At 67.6% G+C, this 22,605-nt stretch carries 23 protein-coding genes; 13 read left to right on the top strand and 10 right to left on the bottom strand.

The window, feature by feature from the left end; genetic code table 11:
- The first annotated feature begins 40 nt into the window (after positions 1 to 40).
- Complete coding sequence (locus NTM_RS07080; RefSeq protein WP_163765889.1) at positions 41 to 1,243, top strand: enhanced intracellular survival protein Eis; 1,203 nt, start codon at positions 41 to 43, stop codon at positions 1,241 to 1,243.
- Between the two features lie 80 nt (positions 1,244 to 1,323).
- Here the strand turns inward: NTM_RS07080 and NTM_RS07085 are convergent, their stop codons facing one another.
- The 3 genes from NTM_RS07085 to NTM_RS07095 form a co-directional block, all read right to left on the bottom strand.
- Positions 1,324 to 2,412: an inositol-3-phosphate synthase gene (locus tag NTM_RS07085; protein WP_104864202.1), complete on the bottom strand. Its 1,089-nt coding sequence runs from the start codon at positions 2,410 to 2,412 to the stop codon at positions 1,324 to 1,326.
- Between the two features lie 70 nt (positions 2,413 to 2,482).
- On the bottom strand, positions 2,483 to 3,028 hold the full coding sequence (locus NTM_RS07090) for a PadR family transcriptional regulator (protein WP_104864201.1): 546 nt from the start codon (positions 3,026 to 3,028) through the stop codon (positions 2,483 to 2,485).
- A gap of 139 nt (positions 3,029 to 3,167) precedes the next feature.
- Positions 3,168 to 4,046, bottom strand: a complete 879-nt coding sequence (locus NTM_RS07095; RefSeq protein WP_104864259.1) for a DUF1707 SHOCT-like domain-containing protein — start codon at positions 4,044 to 4,046, stop codon at positions 3,168 to 3,170.
- A 134-nt stretch (positions 4,047 to 4,180) separates the two neighbouring features.
- Between NTM_RS07095 and NTM_RS07100 the strand changes: the two genes are divergently transcribed.
- The 8 genes from NTM_RS07100 to dnaB all read left to right on the top strand — a co-directional run bounded on the left by NTM_RS07100 (position 4,181) and on the right by dnaB (position 13,434).
- Positions 4,181 to 4,615, top strand: coding sequence for a DUF5318 domain-containing protein (locus tag NTM_RS07100; protein ID WP_083142634.1), 435 nt, complete (start codon positions 4,181 to 4,183; stop codon positions 4,613 to 4,615).
- A gap of 175 nt (positions 4,616 to 4,790) precedes the next feature.
- Positions 4,791 to 7,220 carry a transglycosylase domain-containing protein gene (locus NTM_RS07105; RefSeq protein ID WP_163765890.1) on the top strand — a complete coding sequence of 810 codons (2,430 nt, stop codon included), beginning with the start codon at positions 4,791 to 4,793 and terminating at the stop codon, positions 7,218 to 7,220.
- Between the two features lie 80 nt (positions 7,221 to 7,300).
- On the top strand, positions 7,301 to 8,830 hold the full coding sequence (locus tag NTM_RS07110) for a glycosyltransferase family 87 protein (protein WP_104864258.1): 1,530 nt from the start codon (positions 7,301 to 7,303) through the stop codon (positions 8,828 to 8,830).
- A gap of 152 nt (positions 8,831 to 8,982) precedes the next feature.
- Complete coding sequence (gene rpsF / locus NTM_RS07115; protein ID WP_083142632.1) at positions 8,983 to 9,273, top strand: 30S ribosomal protein S6; 291 nt, start codon at positions 8,983 to 8,985, stop codon at positions 9,271 to 9,273.
- Positions 9,274 to 9,365: 92 nt separating this feature from the next.
- Positions 9,366 to 9,869 carry a single-stranded DNA-binding protein gene (locus NTM_RS07120; RefSeq protein ID WP_163765891.1) on the top strand — a complete coding sequence of 168 codons (504 nt, stop codon included), beginning with the start codon at positions 9,366 to 9,368 and terminating at the stop codon, positions 9,867 to 9,869.
- Between the two features lie 40 nt (positions 9,870 to 9,909).
- Positions 9,910 to 10,170, top strand: coding sequence for a 30S ribosomal protein S18 (gene rpsR, locus NTM_RS07125; RefSeq protein ID WP_083142630.1), 261 nt, complete (start codon positions 9,910 to 9,912; stop codon positions 10,168 to 10,170).
- Positions 10,171 to 10,181: 11 nt separating this feature from the next.
- On the top strand, positions 10,182 to 10,637 hold the full coding sequence (gene rplI, locus NTM_RS07130) for a 50S ribosomal protein L9 (protein WP_104864198.1): 456 nt from the start codon (positions 10,182 to 10,184) through the stop codon (positions 10,635 to 10,637).
- Between the two features lie 484 nt (positions 10,638 to 11,121).
- Positions 11,122 to 13,434, top strand: coding sequence for a replicative DNA helicase (dnaB, locus tag NTM_RS07135; RefSeq protein WP_163765892.1), 2,313 nt, complete (start codon positions 11,122 to 11,124; stop codon positions 13,432 to 13,434).
- 181 nt (positions 13,435 to 13,615) lie between these two features.
- Here dnaB and NTM_RS07140 read toward each other — a convergent pair whose 3' ends face one another.
- Positions 13,616 to 13,900: a DUF4873 domain-containing protein gene (locus NTM_RS07140; protein WP_083142627.1), complete on the bottom strand. Its 285-nt coding sequence runs from the start codon at positions 13,898 to 13,900 to the stop codon at positions 13,616 to 13,618.
- Positions 13,897 to 14,808, bottom strand: a complete 912-nt coding sequence (locus tag NTM_RS07145; protein WP_163765893.1) for an AurF N-oxygenase family protein — start codon at positions 14,806 to 14,808, stop codon at positions 13,897 to 13,899. The genes NTM_RS07140 and NTM_RS07145 overlap by 4 nt, the downstream gene beginning before the upstream one ends.
- Before the next feature lie 113 nt (positions 14,809 to 14,921).
- On the opposite strand from NTM_RS07145, the gene NTM_RS07150 reads away from it, so the two are divergent.
- A complete protein-coding gene (locus tag NTM_RS07150) occupies positions 14,922 to 16,184 on the top strand; it encodes a PucR family transcriptional regulator (protein WP_083142626.1) in 1,263 nt (420 codons plus the stop codon).
- Positions 16,169 to 16,540, top strand: a complete 372-nt coding sequence (locus NTM_RS07155) for a nuclear transport factor 2 family protein (protein WP_163765894.1) — start codon at positions 16,169 to 16,171, stop codon at positions 16,538 to 16,540. The genes NTM_RS07150 and NTM_RS07155 overlap by 16 nt, the downstream gene beginning before the upstream one ends.
- Positions 16,541 to 16,583: 43 nt before the next feature.
- Here the strand turns inward: NTM_RS07155 and NTM_RS07160 are convergent, their stop codons facing one another.
- Entirely contained in the window at positions 16,584 to 17,423 is an 840-nt protein-coding gene (locus NTM_RS07160) for an SDR family NAD(P)-dependent oxidoreductase (protein WP_163765895.1), read from the bottom strand.
- The gene (locus tag NTM_RS07165) at positions 17,420 to 17,776 is read right to left on the bottom strand and encodes a nuclear transport factor 2-like protein (protein WP_083142623.1); all 357 of its coding nucleotides are present in this window, start codon (positions 17,774 to 17,776) and stop codon (positions 17,420 to 17,422) included. The genes NTM_RS07160 and NTM_RS07165 overlap by 4 nt, the downstream gene beginning before the upstream one ends.
- A 152-nt stretch (positions 17,777 to 17,928) precedes the next feature.
- On the opposite strand from NTM_RS07165, the gene NTM_RS07170 reads away from it, so the two are divergent.
- Complete coding sequence (locus NTM_RS07170) at positions 17,929 to 18,756, top strand: MerR family transcriptional regulator (protein WP_163765896.1); 828 nt, start codon at positions 17,929 to 17,931, stop codon at positions 18,754 to 18,756.
- 13 nt (positions 18,757 to 18,769) lie between these two features.
- On the opposite strand, the gene NTM_RS07175 is transcribed toward NTM_RS07170, so the two are convergent.
- Complete coding sequence (locus tag NTM_RS07175) at positions 18,770 to 19,432, bottom strand: CIA30 family protein (RefSeq protein WP_083142621.1); 663 nt, start codon at positions 19,430 to 19,432, stop codon at positions 18,770 to 18,772.
- 2 nt (positions 19,433 to 19,434) lie between these two features.
- Positions 19,435 to 19,905, bottom strand: coding sequence for a DUF4174 domain-containing protein (locus NTM_RS07180; protein ID WP_163765897.1), 471 nt, complete (start codon positions 19,903 to 19,905; stop codon positions 19,435 to 19,437).
- A gap of 160 nt (positions 19,906 to 20,065) precedes the next feature.
- Here NTM_RS07180 and NTM_RS07185 point away from each other — a divergent pair, with 160 nt between their 5' ends.
- Positions 20,066 to 21,766: a hypothetical protein gene (locus tag NTM_RS07185; RefSeq protein ID WP_163765898.1), complete on the top strand. Its 1,701-nt coding sequence runs from the start codon at positions 20,066 to 20,068 to the stop codon at positions 21,764 to 21,766.
- A 9-nt stretch (positions 21,767 to 21,775) separates the two neighbouring features.
- On the opposite strand, the gene NTM_RS07190 is transcribed toward NTM_RS07185, so the two are convergent.
- On the bottom strand, positions 21,776 to 22,546 hold the full coding sequence (locus NTM_RS07190) for an IclR family transcriptional regulator (RefSeq protein ID WP_163765899.1): 771 nt from the start codon (positions 22,544 to 22,546) through the stop codon (positions 21,776 to 21,778).
- Between the last annotated feature and the right edge of the window lie 59 nt (positions 22,547 to 22,605).

Below are 22,605 nucleotides of genomic sequence, written 5' to 3' on the forward strand. Positions count from 1 at the left end.
GGATGCGGGCGCAGGTCCTGATGTGCCACGGTCGAATGTTGTGACAGCAGAACGAAGCGAACTGACAATCCGTACCGCCGACGAGGCGGACTGGCCCGGCATCGGGTTGGTCGCCGCGACGGGATTCGGGGTGTGGCGGCCCGAGGAGGCCGGGCAGGTCTGGCGGTCGATGATGCCGCCCGGCAGCGCCGTCATCGCGTGCGACGGCGACCAGGTCGTCGGCGTCTCGTTGTTCTTGGACCTGCAGCTGACCGTGCCCGGCGGTGCGGTGCTGCCGATGGCGGGGGTGTCGTTCGTGGCGGTGCTGCCCACGCATCGGCGCCGCGGCGTGTTGACCGGAATGCTGGCCGAACTGCACCACCGCATGGGGGACTACCCGATCGCCGGGCTGGAGGCCAGCGAGGCGGAGATCTACGGGCGGTTCGGCTACGGCCCCGCCACGGTGTGGGACAGCGTGTCGGTCGAACGGGAGCGGGCGCGGGTGCGGCCGGAGGTCCCGAATCCGGGTGGGGTGCGGGTGGTGCGGTCCGCCGAGCACCGCGCGCAGCTCGAGGACATCTATGAGCGGTGGCGGCTACAGACACCCGGCGGGCTACACACCCCGGCCCGGCTGTGGGACGAGATCCTCGCCGACCGGGAGAGTTCCCGCGACGGGGGCAGCGCGTTCTTCTGTCTGCTACACCCCGACGGGTTCGCGATGTACCGGGTGCACAGCGGCGACCGCAAGGACCGGGCCCAGGTCACCATGCTGGCCGCGGTGACCCCGGAGGCCTACATCGCGTTGTGGCGCACCCTGCTCGGGCTCGACCTGGTGGCGACGATCGACGTGGTGACCCATCCGGGCACGCTGCTGCCGTATCTGCTCACCGACCCGCGCCTGGTACATAGCGCCTACACCCGGGACGGGCTGTGGCTGCGGATGCTCGACATCCCGACGGTGCTGCAGGCCCGCACCTACAACGCGGATCTGTCTGTGGTGCTGGAGGTTTCGGATCCGTTGCTCGGTGGCGGCGGGCGCTTCGCGCTACAGGTGCGTGACGGCCGGGCCCGATGCGTGCCGACCGACGCTCCCGCCGACGTGCACATCGATCTGTCGGTGCTGGGCAGCCTCTACCTCGGCGCACACCGGGCGTCGTCGTTCGCCGCGGCGCAGCGCCTGCGGTGTGCCGACCCGACCCAGGTGGCCGCGCTGGACGCGGCGTTCGCGTCGGACGTCCCCGCCGAGCTCAGCTACGGTTTCTGAAACGAAACCGCCGAAATTGCGTTCCAGCAGCCGAACTTCGAGAAGCGGTCTGCTGGAACGCAATTTCGGCGGAAGGAAAACTAGCCCTCGATGAACTTCTCGAGCTGCTCGCGGGCGATGTCGTCGGCGATCTGCTTCGGCGGGCTCTTCATCAGGTAGGCCGAAGCCGCCTCGACGGGGCCGCCGATGCCGCGGTCCTTGGCGATCTTGGCGGCGCGCACCGCGTCGATGATGACGCCGGCCGAGTTCGGGGAGTCCCACACCTCGAGCTTGTACTCCAGGTTCAACGGCACGTCGCCGAAGGCGCGGCCTTCCAGGCGCACGTAGGCCCACTTACGGTCGTCGAGCCACGCGACGTGATCGGACGGGCCGATGTGGACGTTCTTGTCCTCGACCTTGCCGGCCAGCGAGCCGGTCAGGTTCGAGGTGACGGCCTGGGTCTTGGAGACCTTCTTCGACTCCAGGCGCGAGCGCTCGAGCATGTTGAGGAAGTCCATGTTGCCGCCGACGTTGAGCTGGTAGGTGCGGTCCAGCGTGACGCCGCGGTCCTCGAACAGCTTGGCCATCACGCGGTGGGTGATGGTCGCGCCGACCTGGCTCTTGATGTCGTCGCCGACGATCGGCACACCGGCGTCTTCGAACTTCTTGGCCCACACCGGATCCGAGGCGATGAACACCGGCAGCGCGTTGACGAACGCCACGCCGGCGTCGATCGCGCACTGGGCGTAGAACTTGTCGGCCTCTTCCGAACCCACCGGCAGGTAGGACACGAGCACGTCGACCTCGGCGTCCTTGAGGACCTTGACCACGTCGACGGCTTCGGCGTCGGAGACCTCGATGGTGTCGGCGTAGTACTTGCCGATGCCGTCGAGTGTCGGGCCGCGCTGCACGATGACGTCGGTCGGCGGCACGTCGGCGATCTTGATGGTGTTGTTCTCGGAGGCGAAGATCGCCTCGGACAGGTCGAAGCCGACCTTCTTGGCGTCCACGTCGAACGCGGCGACGAACTTCACGTCGCGGACGTGGTACTGGCCGAGCTTGACGTGCATCAGGCCGGGAACGCTGGCGTTCTCATCGGCGTCCTTGTAGTACTGAACGCCCTGCACGAGCGAGGACGCGCAGTTGCCCACGCCGACGATCGCGACCCTGACGTCATTGCTTGCGGTCATGACGGCTTCTCCTCTGTCCTATCTTTCTTGCCTGAGTTTTGGTCTTGCTGGTAGCAACTCGCGAGATTGCTCACGTCTGTTCGGCGCGCCCCTGCGCCGACTTCTCTGCCGCGATCAACTCGTTGAGCCAGGTGACTTCGCGTTCACTGGACTCAAGACCCAGCTGATGAAGCTGCCGGGTGTACCGGTCGAATGAATTGCTCGCCCGCGCAATGGCTTCACGCAGGCCTTCGCGACGTTCTTCCACCTGGCGGCGACGGCCCTCCAGGATGCGCATCCGGGCCTCGGCCGGGGTGCGATTGAAAAATGCGAGATGCACTCCGAAGCCGTCGTCGGAGTAGTTCTGCGGACCGGTGTCGGCCACCAGCTCGGTGAAGCGCTGCTTACCGGCCTCGGTGAGCTGGTACACGCGGCGGGCGCGGCGCACCTTGACCGTGCCCTCGGGTGCGGCGTCCTCGACGATCAAGCCGTCGGCCTGCATCCGGCGCAGCGCGGGGTACAGGGAGCCGTACGAGAACGCCCGGAACGCCCCGAGTAGACCGGTCAGGCGTTTCCGCAGTTCGTAGCCGTGCATCGGCGACTCCTGGAGCAGGCCCAGAATGGCGAGCTCAAGCATCTGGACACCTCCCGTTTGTGAGCGTTCCGATAGTTTCCCGATAGTTACGGCCGCTACGACGGCTCGACACCTCGCAGAATTGTATCGCGCCGATATATTGGGCGCGACAGTTGTCCCCCGCAGAACCGAAAACCGCAGGTCAGCGGTTCGCGGGCCAGATCGCCTTGGTGTCCCCGTTCGGGTACAGCTCGATGCGGCCGTTCCCGAACTCGCTGTTGACGATGATCTCGACGTTCACCGCGTCCGGCGTCGCCGGGTCCTCCGACGGGCCGATCCGCAGCCACGTGTCGTCGACGTCGGCGCGCGCGATGCCGACGGTGTCCGGGGCCCCGCGCAGGATGGCCAGGGTCTTCTCGTAGTCGAATTTCGACAGATCGACCAGCCGGTCGTCTGCGTCGACCGTCGACGGCGAACCGGACGGGTCACCCCAGCCGCCGCGGTAGTAATAGGTCTGCGAGCGCCGGTTGTCCTGCGGGTCCGGCCGGTCCAGGTAGGCCATGTCGCGGTGGATGTCGAGCTCGTAGCCCATCGTGCTGCCGAACTTCTTGCGCATCTGCTCGAACAGGCCGGTGAACCCGCCGAGGGACTGCAGCTGCCGCGGCGGGGTCAGCACCTGGGCGGCGATGCCGTCGTCCTTGGCGCCGGGATCGGTCTGGAAGCTCAGCGGAGACGGCGAATTGCCGTACAGCCCCCAGCCGATCGCGATGCCGAGCACCACCAGCACCGCGGCGATCGCGACCTTGATACCCCAGCCGGGCTGGGCCGAGACGTGGCGGTTGATCACCTTGGTGATCACCGGCGGTTCGGCCAGCTTCTTGCCGGTCTGCAGATCCGACACCAGATCCTGCAGCTGGCCCAGCGTCGAGGCGGTCGTCGCCGTCTTCACCCGCTCGCCGTGCTCGGCCATCGACAGCTGACCGTCGGCCAGCGCCTCGTCCAGGATCTGGCACGTCTCGGTGCGATCGCTGTCCTTTGCTCTCGTCCACGATGTGCGACGTGCTGAGCTCCCCGAGGCCACGGTCAAGATCGTAAGAGTTCGCGCGGTTCCGGCGCAGGCCAGAGGAGATCCTGACCGTTCTCGGCGTGTCCGGCCGCGGTCCCGCGCCGCACGTCGAGGGTCGGTGCCGTCGGCGTGGACGTACTCTGGTCCACGTGCGATTGCAGCGACAGGTGGTGGATTACGCCCTGCGGCGGCGATCCCTGCTCGCCGAGGTCTACTCGGGGCGCACCGGTGTCTCGGAGGTCTGTGACGCCAACCCCTATCTTCTGCGGGCGGCCAAGTTCCACGGCAAGCCGAGTTCTGTGATGTGCCCGATATGCCGCAAAGAGCAGCTGACCCTGGTCTCGTGGGTATTCGGCGATCACCTCGGCGCGGTGTCGGGGTCCGCGCGCACCGCCGAGGAGCTTGTCTTGCTGGCCACCAAATACGACGAATTCTCCGTACACGTGGTGGAGGTGTGCCGCACGTGCAGCTGGAATCACCTGGTCAAGTCGTATGTGCTCGGCGCGGTGCCGCCCCCGAAGGGGTCACGCGGCCCGCGTCGCACCCAGACCGCGCGCGGTGCGGCGCGCACGGCCAGTGAATAGCGAAGGGCGCCACCACTCGTCGGCCGATGACGCTCAGGATGGGCGTCGCGCGGCCGAGAGCATCGGCGCCAGAAGACCCAACCCGCGGCCCAACGTGCCGCCCCCACCCCGTCCTGCCGGCCCCGGGGGACCTCCGCGTCCACCGAGGCCCGACGAGCAGCGCCGCTCACCGGGCGTGCCGCCCGATGACCGGCACACCCAGGTGCTGCCTCCGGTGCGCGACGGCGCGCCGCCGCCACCGACCCGCGACCCGATCGACGCCGTCAAGAGCGCGCTGGACTCCCGGGCCCGGCGCAGGCCCGCGCGCCAACCGGACCGGCCCGCGCCGCCGTCACCTCCGGCGCCGCCGCCGCCCCCCGGCCGCGGTGGCGGTGGTGGCCCGACCGACGGCGACGGTCCGTCCGGTCCGCGGCGCAGCCTGCGCGAGCAGATCAACTGGACGTGGGTCCGGCGCGGATCGCTGATCGCCGCGGTGGTGCTGATCGTGCTGCCGCTGCTGACGTTCGGGATGGCGTACATGATCGTCGACGTCCCCAAACCCGGGGACATCCGCACCGCGCAGGTGTCGACGATCCTGGCCAGCGACGGCAGCGAGATCGCGAAGATCGTTCCGCCCGAGGGCAACCGGATCGACGTCAACATCGACCAGATCCCGGTGCACGTGCGGGATGCGGTGATGGCGGCCGAGGACCGGGACTTCTACTCCAACCCGGGGTTCTCGTTCACCGGCTTCCTTCGCGCGTTCAAGAACAACATCTTCGGCGGGGATCTGCAGGGCGGCTCGACGATCACCCAGCAGTACGTGAAGAACGCGTTGGTCGGTGACGCCCGCTCCGGTGTCGGCGGTGTCATCCGCAAGGCCAAAGAGCTGGTGATCTCGACGAAGATGTCCAGCGAGTGGTCCAAAGACCAGGTGCTGCAGTCGTACCTGAACATCATCTACTTCGGCCGCGGCGCCTACGGGGTCGCCGCCGCCGCGAAGGCCTACTTCGGCAAGCCGATCGAGGAGGTCACGGTCTCCGAGGGAGCGCTGCTGGCCGCGCTGATCCAGCGCCCGTCGGTACTCGACCCGGCGGTGGACCCGGACGCGTCCGCGGTGCGGTGGAGCTGGGTGCTCGACGGCATGGTGGAAATCGGCGCGCTGTCGCAGGAGGAGCGGGCCGCGCAGGTGTTCCCCGCGACGATCCCGCCGGATCAGGCTTTCACGCAGAACCAGACCACCGGCCCGAACGGGCTGATCGAGCGCCAGGTCGTCAACGAGTTGATGGACATCTTCGACATCAACGAGCAGACGCTGAACACCGAGGGCCTGCAGATCACCACGACGATCGACCCGAAGATGCAGGCGGCCGCCGTCGATGCGGTCGAGGAGTATCTGGAGGGCGAGGACCCGGACATGCGATCGGCCGTCGTGTCGATCGATCCGAAGACCGGCGGGGTCAAGGCCTACTACGGCGGTTCGGACGCCAACGGCTTCGACTTCGCCCAGGCCGGCCTGCCGACCGGGTCGTCGTTCAAGGTGTTCGCGCTGATCGCGGCGCTCGAGCAGGGGATGGGGCTGGGCTACCAGGTCGACAGCTCCCCGCTGGAAGTCGACGGCATCAAGATCAGCAATGTCGAGGGCAGCAGCTGCGGCACCTGCAACATCGCCGAGGCGCTGAAGCGCTCGCTGAACACCAGCTACTACCGGCTGATGCTCAAGCTCAAGAACGGCCCGCAGGACGTCGCCGACGCCGCGCACAACGCGGGTATCGCCGAGAGCTTCCCGGGTGTCGAGCACACGCTGTCCGAGGACGGCGAGGGCGGCCCGCCCAACAACGGCATCGTGCTCGGTCAGTACCAGTCCCGGGTGATCGACATGGCGTCGGCGTACGCGACGATCGCCGCGTCGGGCACCTACCACAAGCCGCATTTCGTGCAGAAGGTCGTCAACGCCGAGGGGCAGGTGCTCTTCGACGCCGGCCAGGAGGACGACTCCGGTGAGCAGCGCATCGACAAGGCGGTCGCCGACAACGTGATCGCCGCGATGCAGCCGATCGCCGCCTATTCCGGACGCGGCCTGTCCGGCGGCCGCCCGTCGGCGGCCAAGACCGGCACCAACCAGCTCGGCGACACCGGCCAGAACCGCGACGCCTGGATGGTCGGGTTCACCCCGTCGCTGTCCACCGCAGTCTGGGTGGGCACGGTCGACGGCACCAAGCCGCTGGTGACCTCCGGCGGCGCGTCGGTCTACGGTTCCGGCCTGCCGGGGCAGATCTGGAAGTCGACGATGGACGGTGCGCTCGACGGCACCGACAACGAATCGTTCCCGAAGCCCGAGGAGATCGGCGGCTACGCCGGTGTCCCGCAGGCCCCGCCCCCGCCGAGCACCACGGCGCCGCCGACCCCGTCGGAGACCGTGATCCAGCCGACGCTGGAGATCGCGCCGGGCATCACGATCCCGTGGGGCCCGCCGACCACCGTGCCCGTCGCGCCCCCGCCGGGCGGCGCGCCGCCAGGCCCGGAGGGTGTGCCCGGAGCGCCGGTACCGCCGGCCGACCAGGTGCCGCCGCCGGGAGCACCGGTGGCCCCCGGCGTGCCGCCCGGTCCGCTTCCGCCTCCGTGACGGCCGGCGTCGACGACGAGGCCGAGCGGACGTCACCCGCGCCGGTGGCGCGAGATGCCCGCAGCCTCGACGCCCGCGACATGCCCAGCCGCACCGACACGATCGGCGCGGCGCTGTCGGAGACCATCGGCGGGCCCGTCGGCCGGCACGCGCTGATCGGGCGCACCCGCTTCATGACGCCGCTGCGGGTGATGATCATCATCGCGCTGGTGTTCCTGGCGCTGGGTTACTCGACCAAGGCCGCCTGCCTGCAGACCACCGGCACCGGCACCGCCGACCAGCGGGTCGGCAACTGGGAGAACCAGCGCGCGTACTACGAGCTGTGCTACTCCGACACCGTCCCGCTGTACACCGCCGAACTGCTGAACCTGGGCAAGTTCCCGTACAAGTCCAGCTGGGTGGAGACCGAGGCCGACGGCACGCCGCGCGTCCAGTACGACGGCGAACCCGCGATCCGGTACATGGAGTATCCGGTGCTGACCGGGCTCTACCAGTACTTGTCGATGACGGTGGCCAAGACGTACACGGCGCTGACCAAGCTGGTGTCGGTGCCGGTCATCGCCGAGGTGGTGATGTTCTTCAACATCGCCGCGCTGGGCCTGGCGCTGGCCTGGCTGACGACGCTGTGGGCCACGGCGATGCTGGCCGGCCCGCGCCGCATCTGGGACGCCGCGCTGGTCGCGGCCTCACCGATCGTGATCTTTCAGATCTTCACCAACTTCGACGCGCTGGCCACCGCGTTCGCCGCCGGCGCGCTGCTGGCCTGGGCGCGGCGAAAACCGGTGCTGGCCGGGGTGCTGATCGGGCTCGGGGTGGCGGCCAAGCTGTATCCGCTGCTGCTGCTGGTGCCGCTGGCGCTGCTGGCGGTACGCACCGGGCGGCTGCGCGAGGTCGCCAAGACGACCGCGGCGGCGGTAGGCGCCTGGTTGGTGGTCAACCTGCCGATCATGGTGCTGTTCCCGCGCGGATGGTCGGAGTTCTTCCGGCTCAACACCCGTCGCGGCGACGACATGGATTCGATCTACAACGTGGTGAAGTCGTTCACCGGCTGGCGGGGGTTCGACCCCGAGCTCGGGTTCTGGGAGCCGCCGGTGGTGCTCAACACCATCACCGCGGCGCTGTTCGCGGCGTGCTGCATCGGCGTCGGCTACATCGCGCTGACCGCGCCGCGCCGGCCCCGGGTGGCCCAGCTCGCGTTCCTGGTGGTGGCCGCGTTCCTGCTGACCAACAAGGTGTGGAGCCCGCAGTTCTCGCTGTGGCTGGTCCCGCTGGCGGTGCTGGCGCTGCCGCACCGGCGGGTGTTGTTGGCCTGGATGACGATCGACATGCTGGTCTGGGTGCCGCGCATGCTCTACCTGTTCGGCGAGCAGAACATGGGGCTGCCCGAGCAGGCGTTCACCGCAACGGTGCTGTTGCGCGACATCGCGGTGATCACGTTGTGCGGCTTGGTGATCCGCGAGATCTACCGGCCCCGGCTGGATCTGGTCCGTCAGGACGGCGTCGACGACCCGGCCGGCGGGGTGTTCGACCGGGCGCCGGACGCGCCGCCGCGGTGGCTGCCGGACTGGCTGCGGCCGACGCCCCGGCTGGTGGCGGATCCGGCGCGCTGAGCGACCGTGGGCGTCGTTTTGCGCGCCCGATCCAGCGGTGATTTCGCAGATCAGCGCCCCGGCCTGTAACCTGGGCGGGTTGCCGACGCAGGCGACCCTCCTGCCGCGGATACGCCGCGGCCGATCAGACCGAAGGAGGTGATGGGTTCCTTATGCGTCCATACGAAATCATGGTCATCCTCGACCCCACACTTGACGAGCGCACCGTGGCTCCGTCGCTGGAGACGTTCCTGAACGTCATCCGCAAGGACGGCGGCAGTGTCGACAAGGTCGACATCTGGGGACGTCGTCGTCTGGCGTACGAGATCAAGAAGCACGCCGAGGGCATCTACGCGATCATCGACGTCAAGGCCGAACCGGCCACCGTGTCCGAGCTCGACCGTCAGCTGAACCTGAACGAGTCCGTGCTGCGGACCAAGGTCATGCGGACCGAGAAGCACTAGTCGAAGTGCACTGACGGGCTGTGCTCGTCGGAGCAGTTCCGTAGGCTCGCCTGCGACTGCTCTCGCACGCCGCCAACATCCAGGAGGACCTTGTGGCTGGTGACACCATCATCACGGTCATCGGAAACCTGACCGCTGACCCCGAACTGCGCTTCACGCCTTCGGGCGCGGCCGTCGCGAACTTCACGGTCGCGTCGACCCCGCGCATCTTCGATCGCCAGACGAATGAGTGGAAGGACGGCGAAGCGCTGTTCCTCCGCTGCAACATCTGGCGCGAAGCAGCCGAGAACGTGGCCGAGAGCCTGGTTCGCGGTAGCCGGGTCATCGTCAGTGGCCGCCTCAAGCAGCGTTCGTTCGAGACCCGCGAGGGCGAGAAGCGCACGGTGATGGAGCTCGAGGTCGACGAGATCGGCCCGTCGTTGCGCTACGCGACGGCGAAGGTCAACAAGGCCAGCCGCAGTGGTGGCGGTGGCGGCGGATTCGGTGGCGGCGGCGGTTCACGCCAGCCCGCCAACAGCGCTCCGGCCGAGGATCCGTGGGGCAGTGCGCCCGCATCGGGGTCCTTCGGCGGCGCTGACGAAGAACCGCCCTTCTGATCAACAACCTCATCAAGTGATTTCCAGAAAGAGATAGACAATGGCGAAGTCCTCCTCCACGAAGAGGCGCCCGGCTCCGGAAAAGCCGGTCAAGACACGCAAGTGCGTGTTCTGCTCCAAGAAGGGGCAGACCATCGATTACAAGGACACCCAGCTGCTGCGCACCTACATCAGCGAGCGTGGCAAGATCCGCGCCCGCCGGGTCACCGGCAACTGCGTTCAGCATCAGCGTGACATCGCGATCGCGGTGAAGAACGCACGCGAGGTCGCCCTGCTGCCGTTCAGCTCGTCGACGCGATAGGGGCCGAAGAGATGAAACTGATTCTTACCGCTGAGGTCGAGCACCTGGGCGTCGCCGGCGACGCCGTCGAGGTCAAGGATGGCTACGGCCGTAACTACCTGCTGCCCCGCGGCCTGGCGATCGTCGCCACCCGAGGTGCCCAGAAGCAGGCCGAGGACATCCGTCGCGCCCAGGAGCTCAAGGGCGTCAAGAGCCTCGAGCACGCCAACGAGCTCAAGCAGGCCATCGAGGCGCTGGAGAACGTCGAGCTGTCGGTCAAGACCGCCGGTGACTCGGGCAAGCTCTTCGGCTCGGTGACCGCTGCCGACGTCGTGGGCGCCATCAAGAAGGCCGGCGGCCCGAACCTGGACAAGCGGACGGTCGAACTGCCCAAGGCGCACATCAAGACGACGGGCAACCACACCGTCACGGTGCGCCTGCACCCCGACGTGAACGCGTCGCTGACGCTGAGCGTCGTCGCAGGCTAGCCAACTTCGGCTCACACGGCCGGGTGTCGATCCTTCTGGGTCGATGCCCGGCCGTTCGGCGTTTCTCGTGGCGAACTTTTCTGCCCAAAGCGATCCCAGCTAACCTAACCGACTGTTAACCTGCTGGGCCCCGCGGGGAAACACAACACGCCCGAGACGGAAACCCGGCACGACACGCCGGACGATTTCCCATCCACAGCTGTTCACCCCGTCTATGGTCGCCTCAGCTGCGGAAACAGCTTTCACGGCGAGGTTTATCAACAGGTTTTCCCCAAGGCCTCAACATGCGCCACCAGAGCTATCCACACACCATCCACAGGATCATCAACAGGATGCGTTTGCGTCCCGCCCAGCAACGTCTAGCGTTGTCCGTCGCAGGGTTGGTTGCGCTTCCCCGCGGGGGGCTTGTCGGAGGCTGTGTCTAGCATCGCGACGGTAGCTTCGAACGTTTGTTCACATGCGATCGAGGAGGGAGAGGCGCCGCGTGGCTGTCGTCGATGACCGGGGTCGTCCGGGTGAGTACTCGGAGACGGAGCCGCCTCCCGGGGAAGACTTCGGGCGCCAGCCTCCGCAGGATCCCGCGGCCGAGCAGGCCGTGCTGGGCGGCATGCTGCTGAGCAAGGACGCCGTCGCCGACGTGCTGGAGAAGCTGCGTCCGAACGACTTCTACAAGCCGGCCAACCAACTCGTCTACGACGCGATCCTCGACCTGTACGGGCGAGGGGAGCCCGCCGACGCGGTCACCGTCGCCGCCGAACTCGACCGGCGCGGTCTGCTGCGCCGGGTGGGTGGGGCGCCGTATCTGCACACGCTGATCTCGACGGTGCCGACGGCGGCCAACGCGGGGTACTACGCCGAGATCGTCTCCGAGAAGGCGCTGTTGCGTCGGCTCGTCGAGGCGGGCACCCGCGTGGTGCAGTACGGCTACGCCGGCGCCGACGGGGCCGACGTCAACGACATCGTCGACCGCGCGCAGGCCGAGATCTACGACGTCACCGAGCGCCGCGCGGCCGAGGACTTCGTGATCCTGGAGGAGATCCTCCAGCCCACGATGGACGAGATCGACGCGATCGCGTCCGAAGGCGGAGTCTCCAAGGGCGTGCCGACGGGATTCACCGACCTCGACGAGCTGACCAACGGGCTGCACCCGGGTCAGATGATCGTGGTGGCGGCGAGGCCTGGTATGGGCAAGGCGCTGAAGCTCGACACCCCGCTGCCGACGCCCACGGGATGGACCACGATGGGCGAGGTCAAGGTCGGCGACCTGCTGATCGGCGCCGACGGCGAGCCGACGCGGGTGGTCGCGGCGACCGACGTGATGGTTGGCCGACCCTGCTACGAGGTCGAATTCTCTGACGGGACGGTCATTGTCGCCGATGCCGAGCATCAGTGGCTGACCGAGACGCGGGCGTCGCGGAAGTCCTCCGTCCGGACGACGCGCGAGCTCGCCGAGACGCTGGGTTCACATCATTCCGTCGCCAACGCCGCGCCCATTCAGGGCGCGGCAGCGGATCTGCTGATTCCGCCGTACACGTTGGGTGCGTGGCTCGCAGACGGGACATCGGCGGCCGCCCAGATCACCACGGCCGACCCGGAGATCCTGATGCGGATCGAGGGGGAGGACCGCGGGCTGTCGAGTGCGAGCCTGCGGACGATCGGGGTCCTCGGCGACAAGCACATCCCGATCGACTATCTGCGGGCATCGGAGGCCCAGCGCCGCGCGTTGTTGGCGGGTCTCCTCGATACGGACGGCACGGTCACCAACGGCGGTGCGATCCAGTACACCGGCACCAATCGCCGTCTGGTGGAGGACGTCGCCGAGCTGATCGTGTCGCTCGGGTACCGGTGCCAAACGATGAAGAAGTCGGTGTCCGGTCGTAGCGCTGACAGCTCGGTCGCCTACACGCTCAACTTCAGCACCGACGACGCGGTTTTCGGACTGCATCGAAAGGCTGTGCTACACAAGGAGCGTCGGCGCAGCACCAGCACCGTTCGGTCGGGCTCGAGGTTCATCACCGATGTACGCCCGGTCGCGAGTGTGCCGGTCCGGTGCGTCGAGGTGGACAACGAGGACCACATGTACCTGGCGGGGCGGTCCATGATCCCGACCCACAACTCCACGCTGGGCCTGGATTTCATGCGGTCCTGCTCGATCAAGCACCGGCTGCCGAGCATCGTGTTCTCGCTGGAGATGAGCAAGACAGAGATCGTGATGCGTCTGCTGTCGGCGGAGGCGAAGATCAAACTCGCCGATATGCGCTCGGGCCGGATGAGCGATGACGACTGGACGAAGCTGGCGCGCCGCATGAGTGAGATCAGCGAAGCGCCGTTGTACATCGACGATTCGCCGAACCTGACGATGATGGAGATCCGGGCGAAGGCGCGGCGACTCAAACAGAAGGCTGACCTGCGCCTCATCGTGATCGACTACCTGCAGCTGATGACCTCCGGTAAGCGCGTCGAGTCCCGTCAGCAGGAAGTCTCCGAGTTCTCAAGGCAGATCAAGCTTTTGGCCAAGGAGCTGGAAGTTCCGGTGGTCGCGATGAGCCAGCTGAACCGTGGCCCGGAGCAGCGCACCGACAAGAAGCCGATGCTGTCGGATCTCCGCGAGTCGGGATCGATCGAACAGGACGCCGACATGGTGATCCTGCTGCACCGGCCCGACGCTTTCGAAACCGACGATCCCCGCGGCGGTGAGGCCGACCTGATCGTGGCCAAACACCGTGCGGGACCGACGCGAACGGTCACCGTGGCGCACCAGCTGCACCTGTCGCGGTTCTCGAATATGGCGCGGTAGGGGACAAAGCTGTAGGTTCTCACGGATCGCGGCGGACTCTGACAGGTGATGGCGGATCCGCCAGCCGCTTACCTGCGACCGCCGTGTGTGCAGCGCCTGCCCAGCCGAAGCCACTGACTGACAGCGCTGCCATAGCGCTGCATGGCGTGCGGTCGGAATCCGACAGCGCGCAAGGGTTGATTCACAACGGATATGGGGGTCGGCCGGTGCCGCTGATCATCAGGTGTCCGTCAGCAGTCCGTTCGACGAGGCGTCCGAGGGCGTCGTGGTCGTCCATGCGCAACCGCACCGGCTCGCCGGCAGGCTTCACATGGTCGGGTGCGTCGAACACAGTGCCCTGCCAGTGATAGTGCCCGTCGAAGGGATTGACTGATCCCTTGAGGCGCACTCGCACCGCGTGCCGCGCCTCGCCGACGATCAGATCGGCCGCCCCGGTGTAGACGCCGTCATGGCCGACGGCACTCACAGGAAGTGGCTCCGCTTCCACATCCGGCGGGCCAACGGACCCATCAAACCCAACTCCTCCAAAAACTCGCCCAGCGATGCGAAGCCCAGCTTCTGCACATCGTGAAAGTGCTTGTTGGCCCGCGCTTGTCGTTGTGCGGCGGCTCCGTCGAGCCCGACCCGCTGATAAAGGCCGCGCCGAGTGAAGTTCTTCAGGTACAGCGTGGCGCCGAGCCCGTGCAGGTTCGCCAGGATCCATCGGGTACGCAACGGCATCTCGGCGACGTCGCGGCGGATTCCGTCACGCGCGAACTGGATGTGGCGCGCCTCCTCGGTCACGTGGATCCGCATCAGCCGCTGCACCAGCGGCTGTACTTCCTGACCGTCCTCCAGGATCCTGCGCTGTAGGGCGTCGAAGATCTCTTCGCCTACCAGCGCCGCGATCCACAGCATCGGACCGCGGAAGATGAACGGCATCGTGTTGACCGACCGCGCGTGACGTCCGGTCGGCCAGAACGGTTCCACCCCGATGCGCCTGATCGCCTTGCCGAACATGAGCATGTGTCGGGCCTCGTCACCGAGTTCGGTCAGGTCGTAGAAGGTGCTGTCCGCCGTCGGTGAGGAACGGATCATGCCCCGCAACAGTGACTGGTTGAGCATGTTCTCGAACCAGATGCCCATCGACAGGTAGTTGACGAGTTCGTGGCGCGACAGGTCGATGCGCTGCTGCACACTCATCTGCTCCCACAGCCGCGTCCCGTACAGGGAGGACATCTGCGGCGGCAAGAAGTACTTGTCGTCGGCCAGCGGGGCGGCCCAGTCGATGTCGACGACGGGCTCGTAGGACTTCTTCGCTGACCCCTTGAGCAGCCGCACCGCAACCCCTTCCCTGTCGGGGCGGCTCACGATGGGGGCAGGAGTGGCGGTCATGTCGCCATTGTCGATGTCCAGTGGGGGCAGGGTCTCGCCCACAGCGGCTAATCTTTGGCGCCCGCATTGACCTTTTCGGTCAGTCACCCCGGGAGGGGCCCTACTATCGCGGTATGCCGGAAGCGCGCAGCGACGCGACGAGAACCGTCGAACTGCCGCTGCGGACGCTGGAGGCGATGCGTACCGGACTTCCCGCGCTCATCGACCGGATGGTCGAAGCGGTCACCGCCGAGGTGCCGTCATTGGCCCAGGCGGCTCAGGAATCCTGGCGGCCGATCATCGACGCGTCGGCGGCCCAGCTGTTGAGTTCACTCATCGACGGCCTCCGCCCGGCGGCAGGCGCGGGTGCGGCGGTGCCGATGCAGGAGGTGCTCGACACCGCTCACCGGTTCGGCCGGCGCGAGGCCCGCAACGGTCGACCGCCGGAGGTTCAGCTGGCGGCCTATCGGGTCGGTGCCCGCGAACTGTGGCGCGACTGGAGTGCGCTGGCTGCTCACGACGGTGTGGACCGCGACCAGATCAGCGCCTTTGCCGAGATGTTCTTCGCCTACCTCGATCTGATCTCCGCGGCCGGAGTCGCGGGCCACGCCGAGGAACAGGCCAGGTCGGGTCTGGACCGTGAGCGCCGGCGCGAGCGCCTGGTTCGAATGCTGTTGGGTGACGCGACTTCCGGGGAACTCGACCTGGCAGCCGAGTACGCATCATGGGCCACACCGCGGACGTTGACCGCGGTCGCCATACCCAGCGCTCCGCAGCGCGGACGCGCCGCCGTCACGACGGATCCGCGCACGCTGCACGTCCCGCACGACGCGATCGACTCACACATCGGTCTCCGGGTCATGCTGGTCTGCGACGTCGGAGGTGCAGCGCGCCCGTCGTTCCTGGCTTCCCTCAACGGGTCCGGTGCCGTGGTGGGGCCCGCCCGCGACTGGAAGAACGCCAAATCCTCGATTCGACGGGTGATGCGCGCTGTGCACGTGCGGTCCACCGACTCTGCGGCGGTGCTCGACACCGAAGAGTTTCTTCCGGAGTTGGTCGTCAGCGCCGACGCCGAGGCCCTCGCGGACCTTCGTACGCGCGCGCTCGCACCACTGGTCGATCTCTCTGAGGCGGCCCAAGAGCGGCTCACCGAGACATTGCGGTCGTGGTTGCTGCACCACGGGCGCAGAGACGACGTGGCCGCCGATCTGTTCGTGTCTCCGTCGACAATCCGATATCGGCTACGACAGCTGCGTGAGGCCTACGGCGAGCGACTGCGCGATCCGCGGGTGATCGCCGAGCTGACAGTCGCTCTGGCAGCAGGGTCGGACATACAAGCGGGACGCCAGGTCACGACTCCACCGATCGAAGGAGAAGATCGATGTCCGATGCCATAGCGAGGTTGATGCACCAGAACCTCATGGCGGTCTTCAATGAGCGCGACAAGGTCAAACGCAGGATGGCCATCGACAGCACCTATACCGCGGACGTGCGCTGGACCGACGCCGAGGGGGTCACCACCGGGCGCGAGGCGCTCGAAGCCAAATGCGCGGCGTTGCAGTCCGGTTTGGGGGATCTTCAGTTCGAACCGGACGGCTCGGTCCACGAGCTACCCGGCTTTGCCCACCTCGCCTGGAAGTTGGTCAATCCGGCCGACGGGCAGATTCAGATGAGCGGCTTCGACGCCTTTCTCGTCGAGGACGGTCTGATCTCGGATCTGTGGACGGTACTCATTCCGCCGACGGGCGCGTAGCCGCGCCCCGTCGTGCCTGCACCGCCACCCGAATGAGCGGGCCCTACGTAGGGAAATCCGCGCTACGAGAGAGCTTTTCACTCGCCCGGATGTCGGCCAAGGTCTGCTCCAGCGCGTCGACCACGGCGTCGTATCCGCTGTTGCCCAGAACCAGTCGAGGCGGAGACCAATCTTGTTCCATCGCGGCGATCACCGCACGGGCACCGCGGTGCGGATCGCCGGGCTGCTTACCGTCCATCTCGACGAAGGTGGCGCGCACCTGCTCGAGCATCTCGTGGTAGTCCGAAATCTGCTCCGCGACAGGCTCATCGGCGAAGCCGGCGTAGGCGTTGGTGCGGAACGCGCCTGGCTCGACTGCCAGCACCGAGATGCCCTGCCCGGCCACTTCGTCGCGCAGCGCGTCGGTGACGGCTTCGATGGCGAACTTCGTCGCGCTGTAGTAGCCGAACCCCGGTGCTGCCACCAGCCCGGCCACCGAAGACACGTTGACGATCCACCCGCTGCCGCGGGCGCGCATCCCCGGCAGCGCCGCACGGACCACCGAGAGCACCGCTAAGAAGTTCAGCTCGAACATCGCCCGCACCGAGGATTCGTCCATCGCCTCGATCGATCCGAACCAGCCGCGGCCGGCATTGTTCACCAGGACGTCGATGCCGCCCATGTGCTCTTCGGCTGCGCGCACCGCTTGGCGCACCTGCGCCGCGTCGGTGACGTCCAACGGCACGACCAGAGCGCGGTCGCCGTACTGGTCGGCCCATGTCGCCAGCTCGTGCGGGCGCCGGGACGTGAGCACCACGCGGTCGCCCGTCTCGAGGGCCGCCTCGGCGAACGCGACGCCGAAACCGCCGGGCGTGCCACCGGTGATGAACCATCTCCTGCTCATGGCTCGATCACCACCCGGCTGATCAGCTCCCCGTCGAAGGTGAAACGGTAGTGCAGGTCGGCGACGCCGCCGGGGAAGTCGCCCTCCAGGTGCTGCCCGACCTCGACAGTCGTACCGGGCCGCCGTTCGAATACTGTCGCGCCGGTGAATTCGGTGGTGTAGGTGTACTCGCTGGCCGCAGTCGCGATCCAGTTCCCGATGTCGTCATGTCCCTTGTAGTCGTGGCCCTCGTCGGTGACGACGGCATCGATGGTGAGGGTGGCCAGCGCTTGATCCACCTGGCGGGCATCGAGCGCGGTCATGAACGTTCTTACGGTGTCCGGGAGTGCATCCCAGTGTGTGGTGTTGGTCATGACGCCACGATGGAGGTTGCCGTAAGGGGAAGGTCAACCCCAGGGCGCAGAAATTTTGGCGACGCGCCGTGATGTTGCCCTTCCCCTAGCGGGAGAGTGCACGATGGCCTCACCCACCACGGCAGAGGCAGCCGATCGCAGAGGAGGACGCCATGGGCGCACGGGTTTCGATCGGCGATTTCGCCGTGATGACCAGCCTGAGCAGAAAGGCGCTACGGCACTACCACGACATCGGGATCCTCGAACCAGCACACATCGACGCCCACACCGGTTACCGCTTCTACGACACCAGCCAGGTCGACCATGCCCACATCATCCGCCGGTTCCGATCGCTCGGGATGTCCATTCCCGACATCAAGGCGCTGCTGAGTACCGAGGACGCCGCGGCCCGTACGCAGATCATCACCACCCATCTCGAACAGATGGAGGCGCAGCTGCAGCAGACTCGGGACACCGTGGGCGCGCTGCGCGAGTTGCTTTCCCCTGTTCACGTGCCCGCCCACGTGGAGGTGCAGCACAAGCCGGCGCTCGCCGTGTGGTCCGTCGGTGCCACCGTCGACGTTTCCGATATCGACGACTGGTTTGGCGCGGCGTTGACCACACTGCGCGACGCGGTTGCGGCGGCGGGGAGAGAGCCTGTGCTGGTCGTGCCGGGAGGCCTCTACGACCGAGCCCTGTTTCTCGAATCACGTGGCACAGCGACGATGTTCGTCCCCGCTCCAGAATCCGCGGACCCGCCCGACGGCGTCCTCGCCGAGGTCTTGCCTCCGGCCGAGTTCGCGGTGCTCACGCACGCCGGTGGCCACGACGGCATCGACCGCAGCTACGCGGCGCTCGGACGCTACGTGAACGAGCATCTGATCAGCCATCAGGGACCGATCCGTGAGCACTACCTCGGCGCGACGCCTTCGAATCCGATGACGTTCAGCGCCACGGAAATCTGTTGGCCGATCTTCAGCACCACCGCGCCGCCGCACTGAAAGTCGAATCAGATCAGGACTGACCGCCGAGGGTGGCGTCGACGCCGCTGAGGGTGATCTCGAACGGCCCCTGTTGCTTGTCGAGAATGTAGACCGATATCTGGTTGATGAGCGACGGGTCCATTGTCCGCGGCGCATCGGGTGCGGGATCAAAGCGCATCCCGACGGGCTGGAAGCCCGTGACGGGCAATTCATAGGTTCGCTGGACGCCGGCGTCGGTGGTGAAGCGCTGGATGTAGGACCAAGGCTGCCCTTCGATGCCCGCCTCGAGGACGTAGGTCTTGCCGTCACCCTGTCCGCGCACGCGCAGCGATGTCGCGCCTGCCGCCAGTCGCCCGAGGGTGGGGTCCTGGGGGCTGCGGGCCGAGGCGAAGCCGCCGTTGTTCGCCAGCGAGATGGTGCCCGAGAACACGAGGCCACCGTCTCCGAACGCGACCTGCGAGGTGGATACACCACCCATGACGGGGTCGTTGACCGTCGTCCAGGTGGCCACCTCGCCGGGATCGTCGAGGTCGACCAGAACGACGTCGGTCCCTTGCGATTCCGCTGTCGGCGAGGTCGTCGGCTCCTGGGCATTGGCGGGTTGCTCGGTGCCTCCGCAGGCCACCACCAGGAGTGCCGAGCAGGCGACGGCGATGCCGGCGAGCCGGCGCTGTGACAGGTGGCCTTTGCGCATTCTCAACACCCACTCGGTTCGGCGGTCATCTCTCGGCTTCGCATCGGCATGCCGTCGATCACGGCGTAGATGGTGCGCAGATCCGGGACGTCGGTGACGCGAAATTTCTCGCCGCCATCTTTCCCGATCAACACGACCGCGAAGTCGTTCCCGCCGATGCCGAATCGGTCGGCCAGGCGCTGGGTTTCCTCGGCGCCGATCACGCCACCGTCGAGCATGCTGGTGCCTTCGGTCACTACCTGGCCGAGCACCATGTCCCGAGCGACGAAGTCACAGCGGGTCGCCGCGATTCGGCTCATCGTGTCCGCGAGGCGGGGATCGGCGTCCGTCGGAGCGAACACCAGCAGGGGGCGACGCTCCCAGCGGTAGTCCTCGAGTCCGGCAGCCGCGGCGGTCGCGGATCCGAGCGCGACCGCGGCCAGGATCATGACCAGCACGAGTGCCGATCGCCGGGCGTTGAGTCGGGTCGCCATAGTGCTTCTCGAGCTTACGCACCGAAGGCGACGGCCACCCGGCTCGCACGGTGACACAAAGATGACCAGATTCCCGAAACTGTCTGCTCCACCGCTGTGCTGCTTTACCTTGAGCCCGACTGCAGCAACGTGGTCGTCAATATCGAGGTTGGGGAAATCTATGGCACAGCTGTCAGCGTGGATGGGTGCAGGCGTGGTGGCGGCGGGCGTGTCCGCGGCGTTGATCGCCGGGGCCGACACCGCAACCGCCGATACCGGCTCCGGGGCGACGGGAGGCACCGCCGGTGCGTCCGACACCGCCGCCGAGCGCCACAGCGCGAAGCCGCCGAAACGCGAAACCAAGGATGCCGACACCACGGACTCCGACACCAAGGACTCCGACACCAAAGACGCTGACGCCGACTCGGACACCAAAGACGACGCCGACGCCGATGCCGACGACGCATCCGGCCCGTCCGAGGAGAGCGTGGAGCCGGACGTCGAGGTCGGCCCCGGCCCGGACCCTTCCGGCGCCACGCCCGTGGTCGACGACGAAGACACGACCGAACCCGAGTCGAATGCTGCACAGCCTGTCGGCGCCACCGAGCGGCCAGAAGACCAGACCGAGGCCCCCGCTTCGACCGACCCACAACCCGCGCAAGACACTGCTTCCCCCGAGCCGCAGAGCGCTCCGTCGGTCGACCAGGTTGCCGCCCAACGGGTCTCGGCGACCGTCGAGGCGTCGGCTACCTCGGCCGAGGCGCCGCCGCGCACGCTGCAGGACGTGCTGCAATCCCTGTTCACCGAGATCATCGGGGCGGCCATCCGGTTCGTCGCCGGCCCGCCGGTGGTCCCGGCAGGCGTCAACGTCACGGTGCGCACTTCCCGGCTGGAGATCACCGAAGGACGCTTCGTCAGCGCGCACTGGTACTACCCGGACGGTACCGAACTGCCGGAGCGGTTCATCTACCTGCAGCACGGCTTCCGGGGCGTCGGCGCCATGTACAGCAAGACCGCATCCTGGCTGGCCGAGCGCACCAACAGCATCGTCGTGGTGCCGACGCTGTCCTCGAATCCCCTTGTCCGAGACGGGTTCTGGCTTGGCGATGACCAGGTGTACCGCGCCACCGCCGATCTTCTCCTCGGGGATCGCGACGCGCTCATGGCCAGTGCGGTGGCCGCGGGCTTCGCCCGCAAGTACGGCGCCGAGGCCACGCTGCCGCAGCGGTTCACCCTGGTCGGCCATTCACTGGGTGCGGGGGTCGCCGCGGGTGCCGCCGGCTACTACGCCGATGCGGTCGCGGCCAGCGGCGCGGTCAACCAGCTGGCCGGGATCGTCACGCTCGACGGCGCGCCCCCCGGGTCGGTGCTGGCCGATGCTCTCGACAAGCTGGAAAGTCTCGGCGCCTACGTGCCGGTGATCGAGCTCGGTGCCCCCCGGAAGGACGGCACGCCGCGCCGGGTCGATGCGGCGCTCAACGACCACCGGCCCGGGCACTTCAACGGGGTGGTTCTCGACGACGGGCAGCATCTGGATTCGATGCAGGGCGGAAGCTGGGCCATCCAGCTCATCTCGTATCTCAACCAGGGGTTTCCGACCGAGCAGAACAAAGAGGCCGCACAGACTCTGATCGCGGGGTGGATCAACGACATCTTCGCGGGCCGGATCGATTCGTCGACGGGTGTGTGCGCGGGCGAGGGGTGCGCGGGAATCTACGACGAGCCCGGGCAGGCGGTATCGGTGGAGACTGCGAAGGGGGCCGCCACCGGGGTGGTGATCGGTACGCAGGTCGCTCTGGAGAGGACCGAGTTCCGCCCTCCGGCGGTGACGTCTCTGGTGTCGAGGCGCTCGACCGCGTTGCGTCTGGCGATCGCGGGGTGACCTGGGGCTTCAGAGGTCGAGCGCCTCGATCGTGGCCCCCGGGTTGGGGCCCAGCAGTGCGGCCAGCCGCGGGCTGAGATCTCGGCATGCGCCCAGCAGCGGACCCACCAGGCGCGAAAGCGCCTGAGGCCGCACGCGCTCTGCGGGTCCGGCGATCGTCATGGATCCCAACACGATTGGTGCAGTCGCCGGATTATCGGGTGCGGCCAGCAGGGGTACCGAGACGCCGTTGACACCGGGGTGATTCTCGCCGTAGGACGTTTCATACCCCCGGTCGCGAATGGCGGTGAGCTGCTGGGGCGTCACACCGTCCAAGTCGACGTCGGCAAGCTCCGTCTCGGGCAGGTAGGCCAGGATGATCCGGCCACTGGCGCCGGATGCCAGCGGTGAGCGCTCCCCGAGCACCCCGGCCGGGTCGAGGAGCGGCCCTGAGCGCGCCGGCACGCCCAACACCAGCACCCGAAAGTCGCCGGCCCGCAGGTGCACCACGGCGGCCTCCCCGCTGACGGCCGCCAGCCGGGCGACGATCGGGTGCATCAAGCGCAGCATGGCCGGTCGCGGACCGATGACAGTCGCCAGCGCCAACGCCCGGCTGGCCAACCGGTAGCCGGACCGGCCGAGATGGTGCACGTAGCCCTCATGTTCGAGTGCCTGCAGAATGCGGAACGCGTTCGACTCCGAGAGGCCGGCGCGGGCGGCGACATCGCGCAGCGTCGCCGGTTGGCGCATCCCGGCGAGGGTCTCCAGCACATGCAGCCCGCGCAACGCGGTCGAAGCCACCAGCCGATCGTACTTGCCGATTGCGCAAGTTAACTGGCGTCGGCCGCTCCAGTTCTCTG

Origin of the sequence: Mycolicibacterium parafortuitum (assembly GCF_010725485.1) — a bacterium.
Classification (GTDB): Bacteria; Actinomycetota; Actinomycetes; order Mycobacteriales; family Mycobacteriaceae; genus Mycobacterium.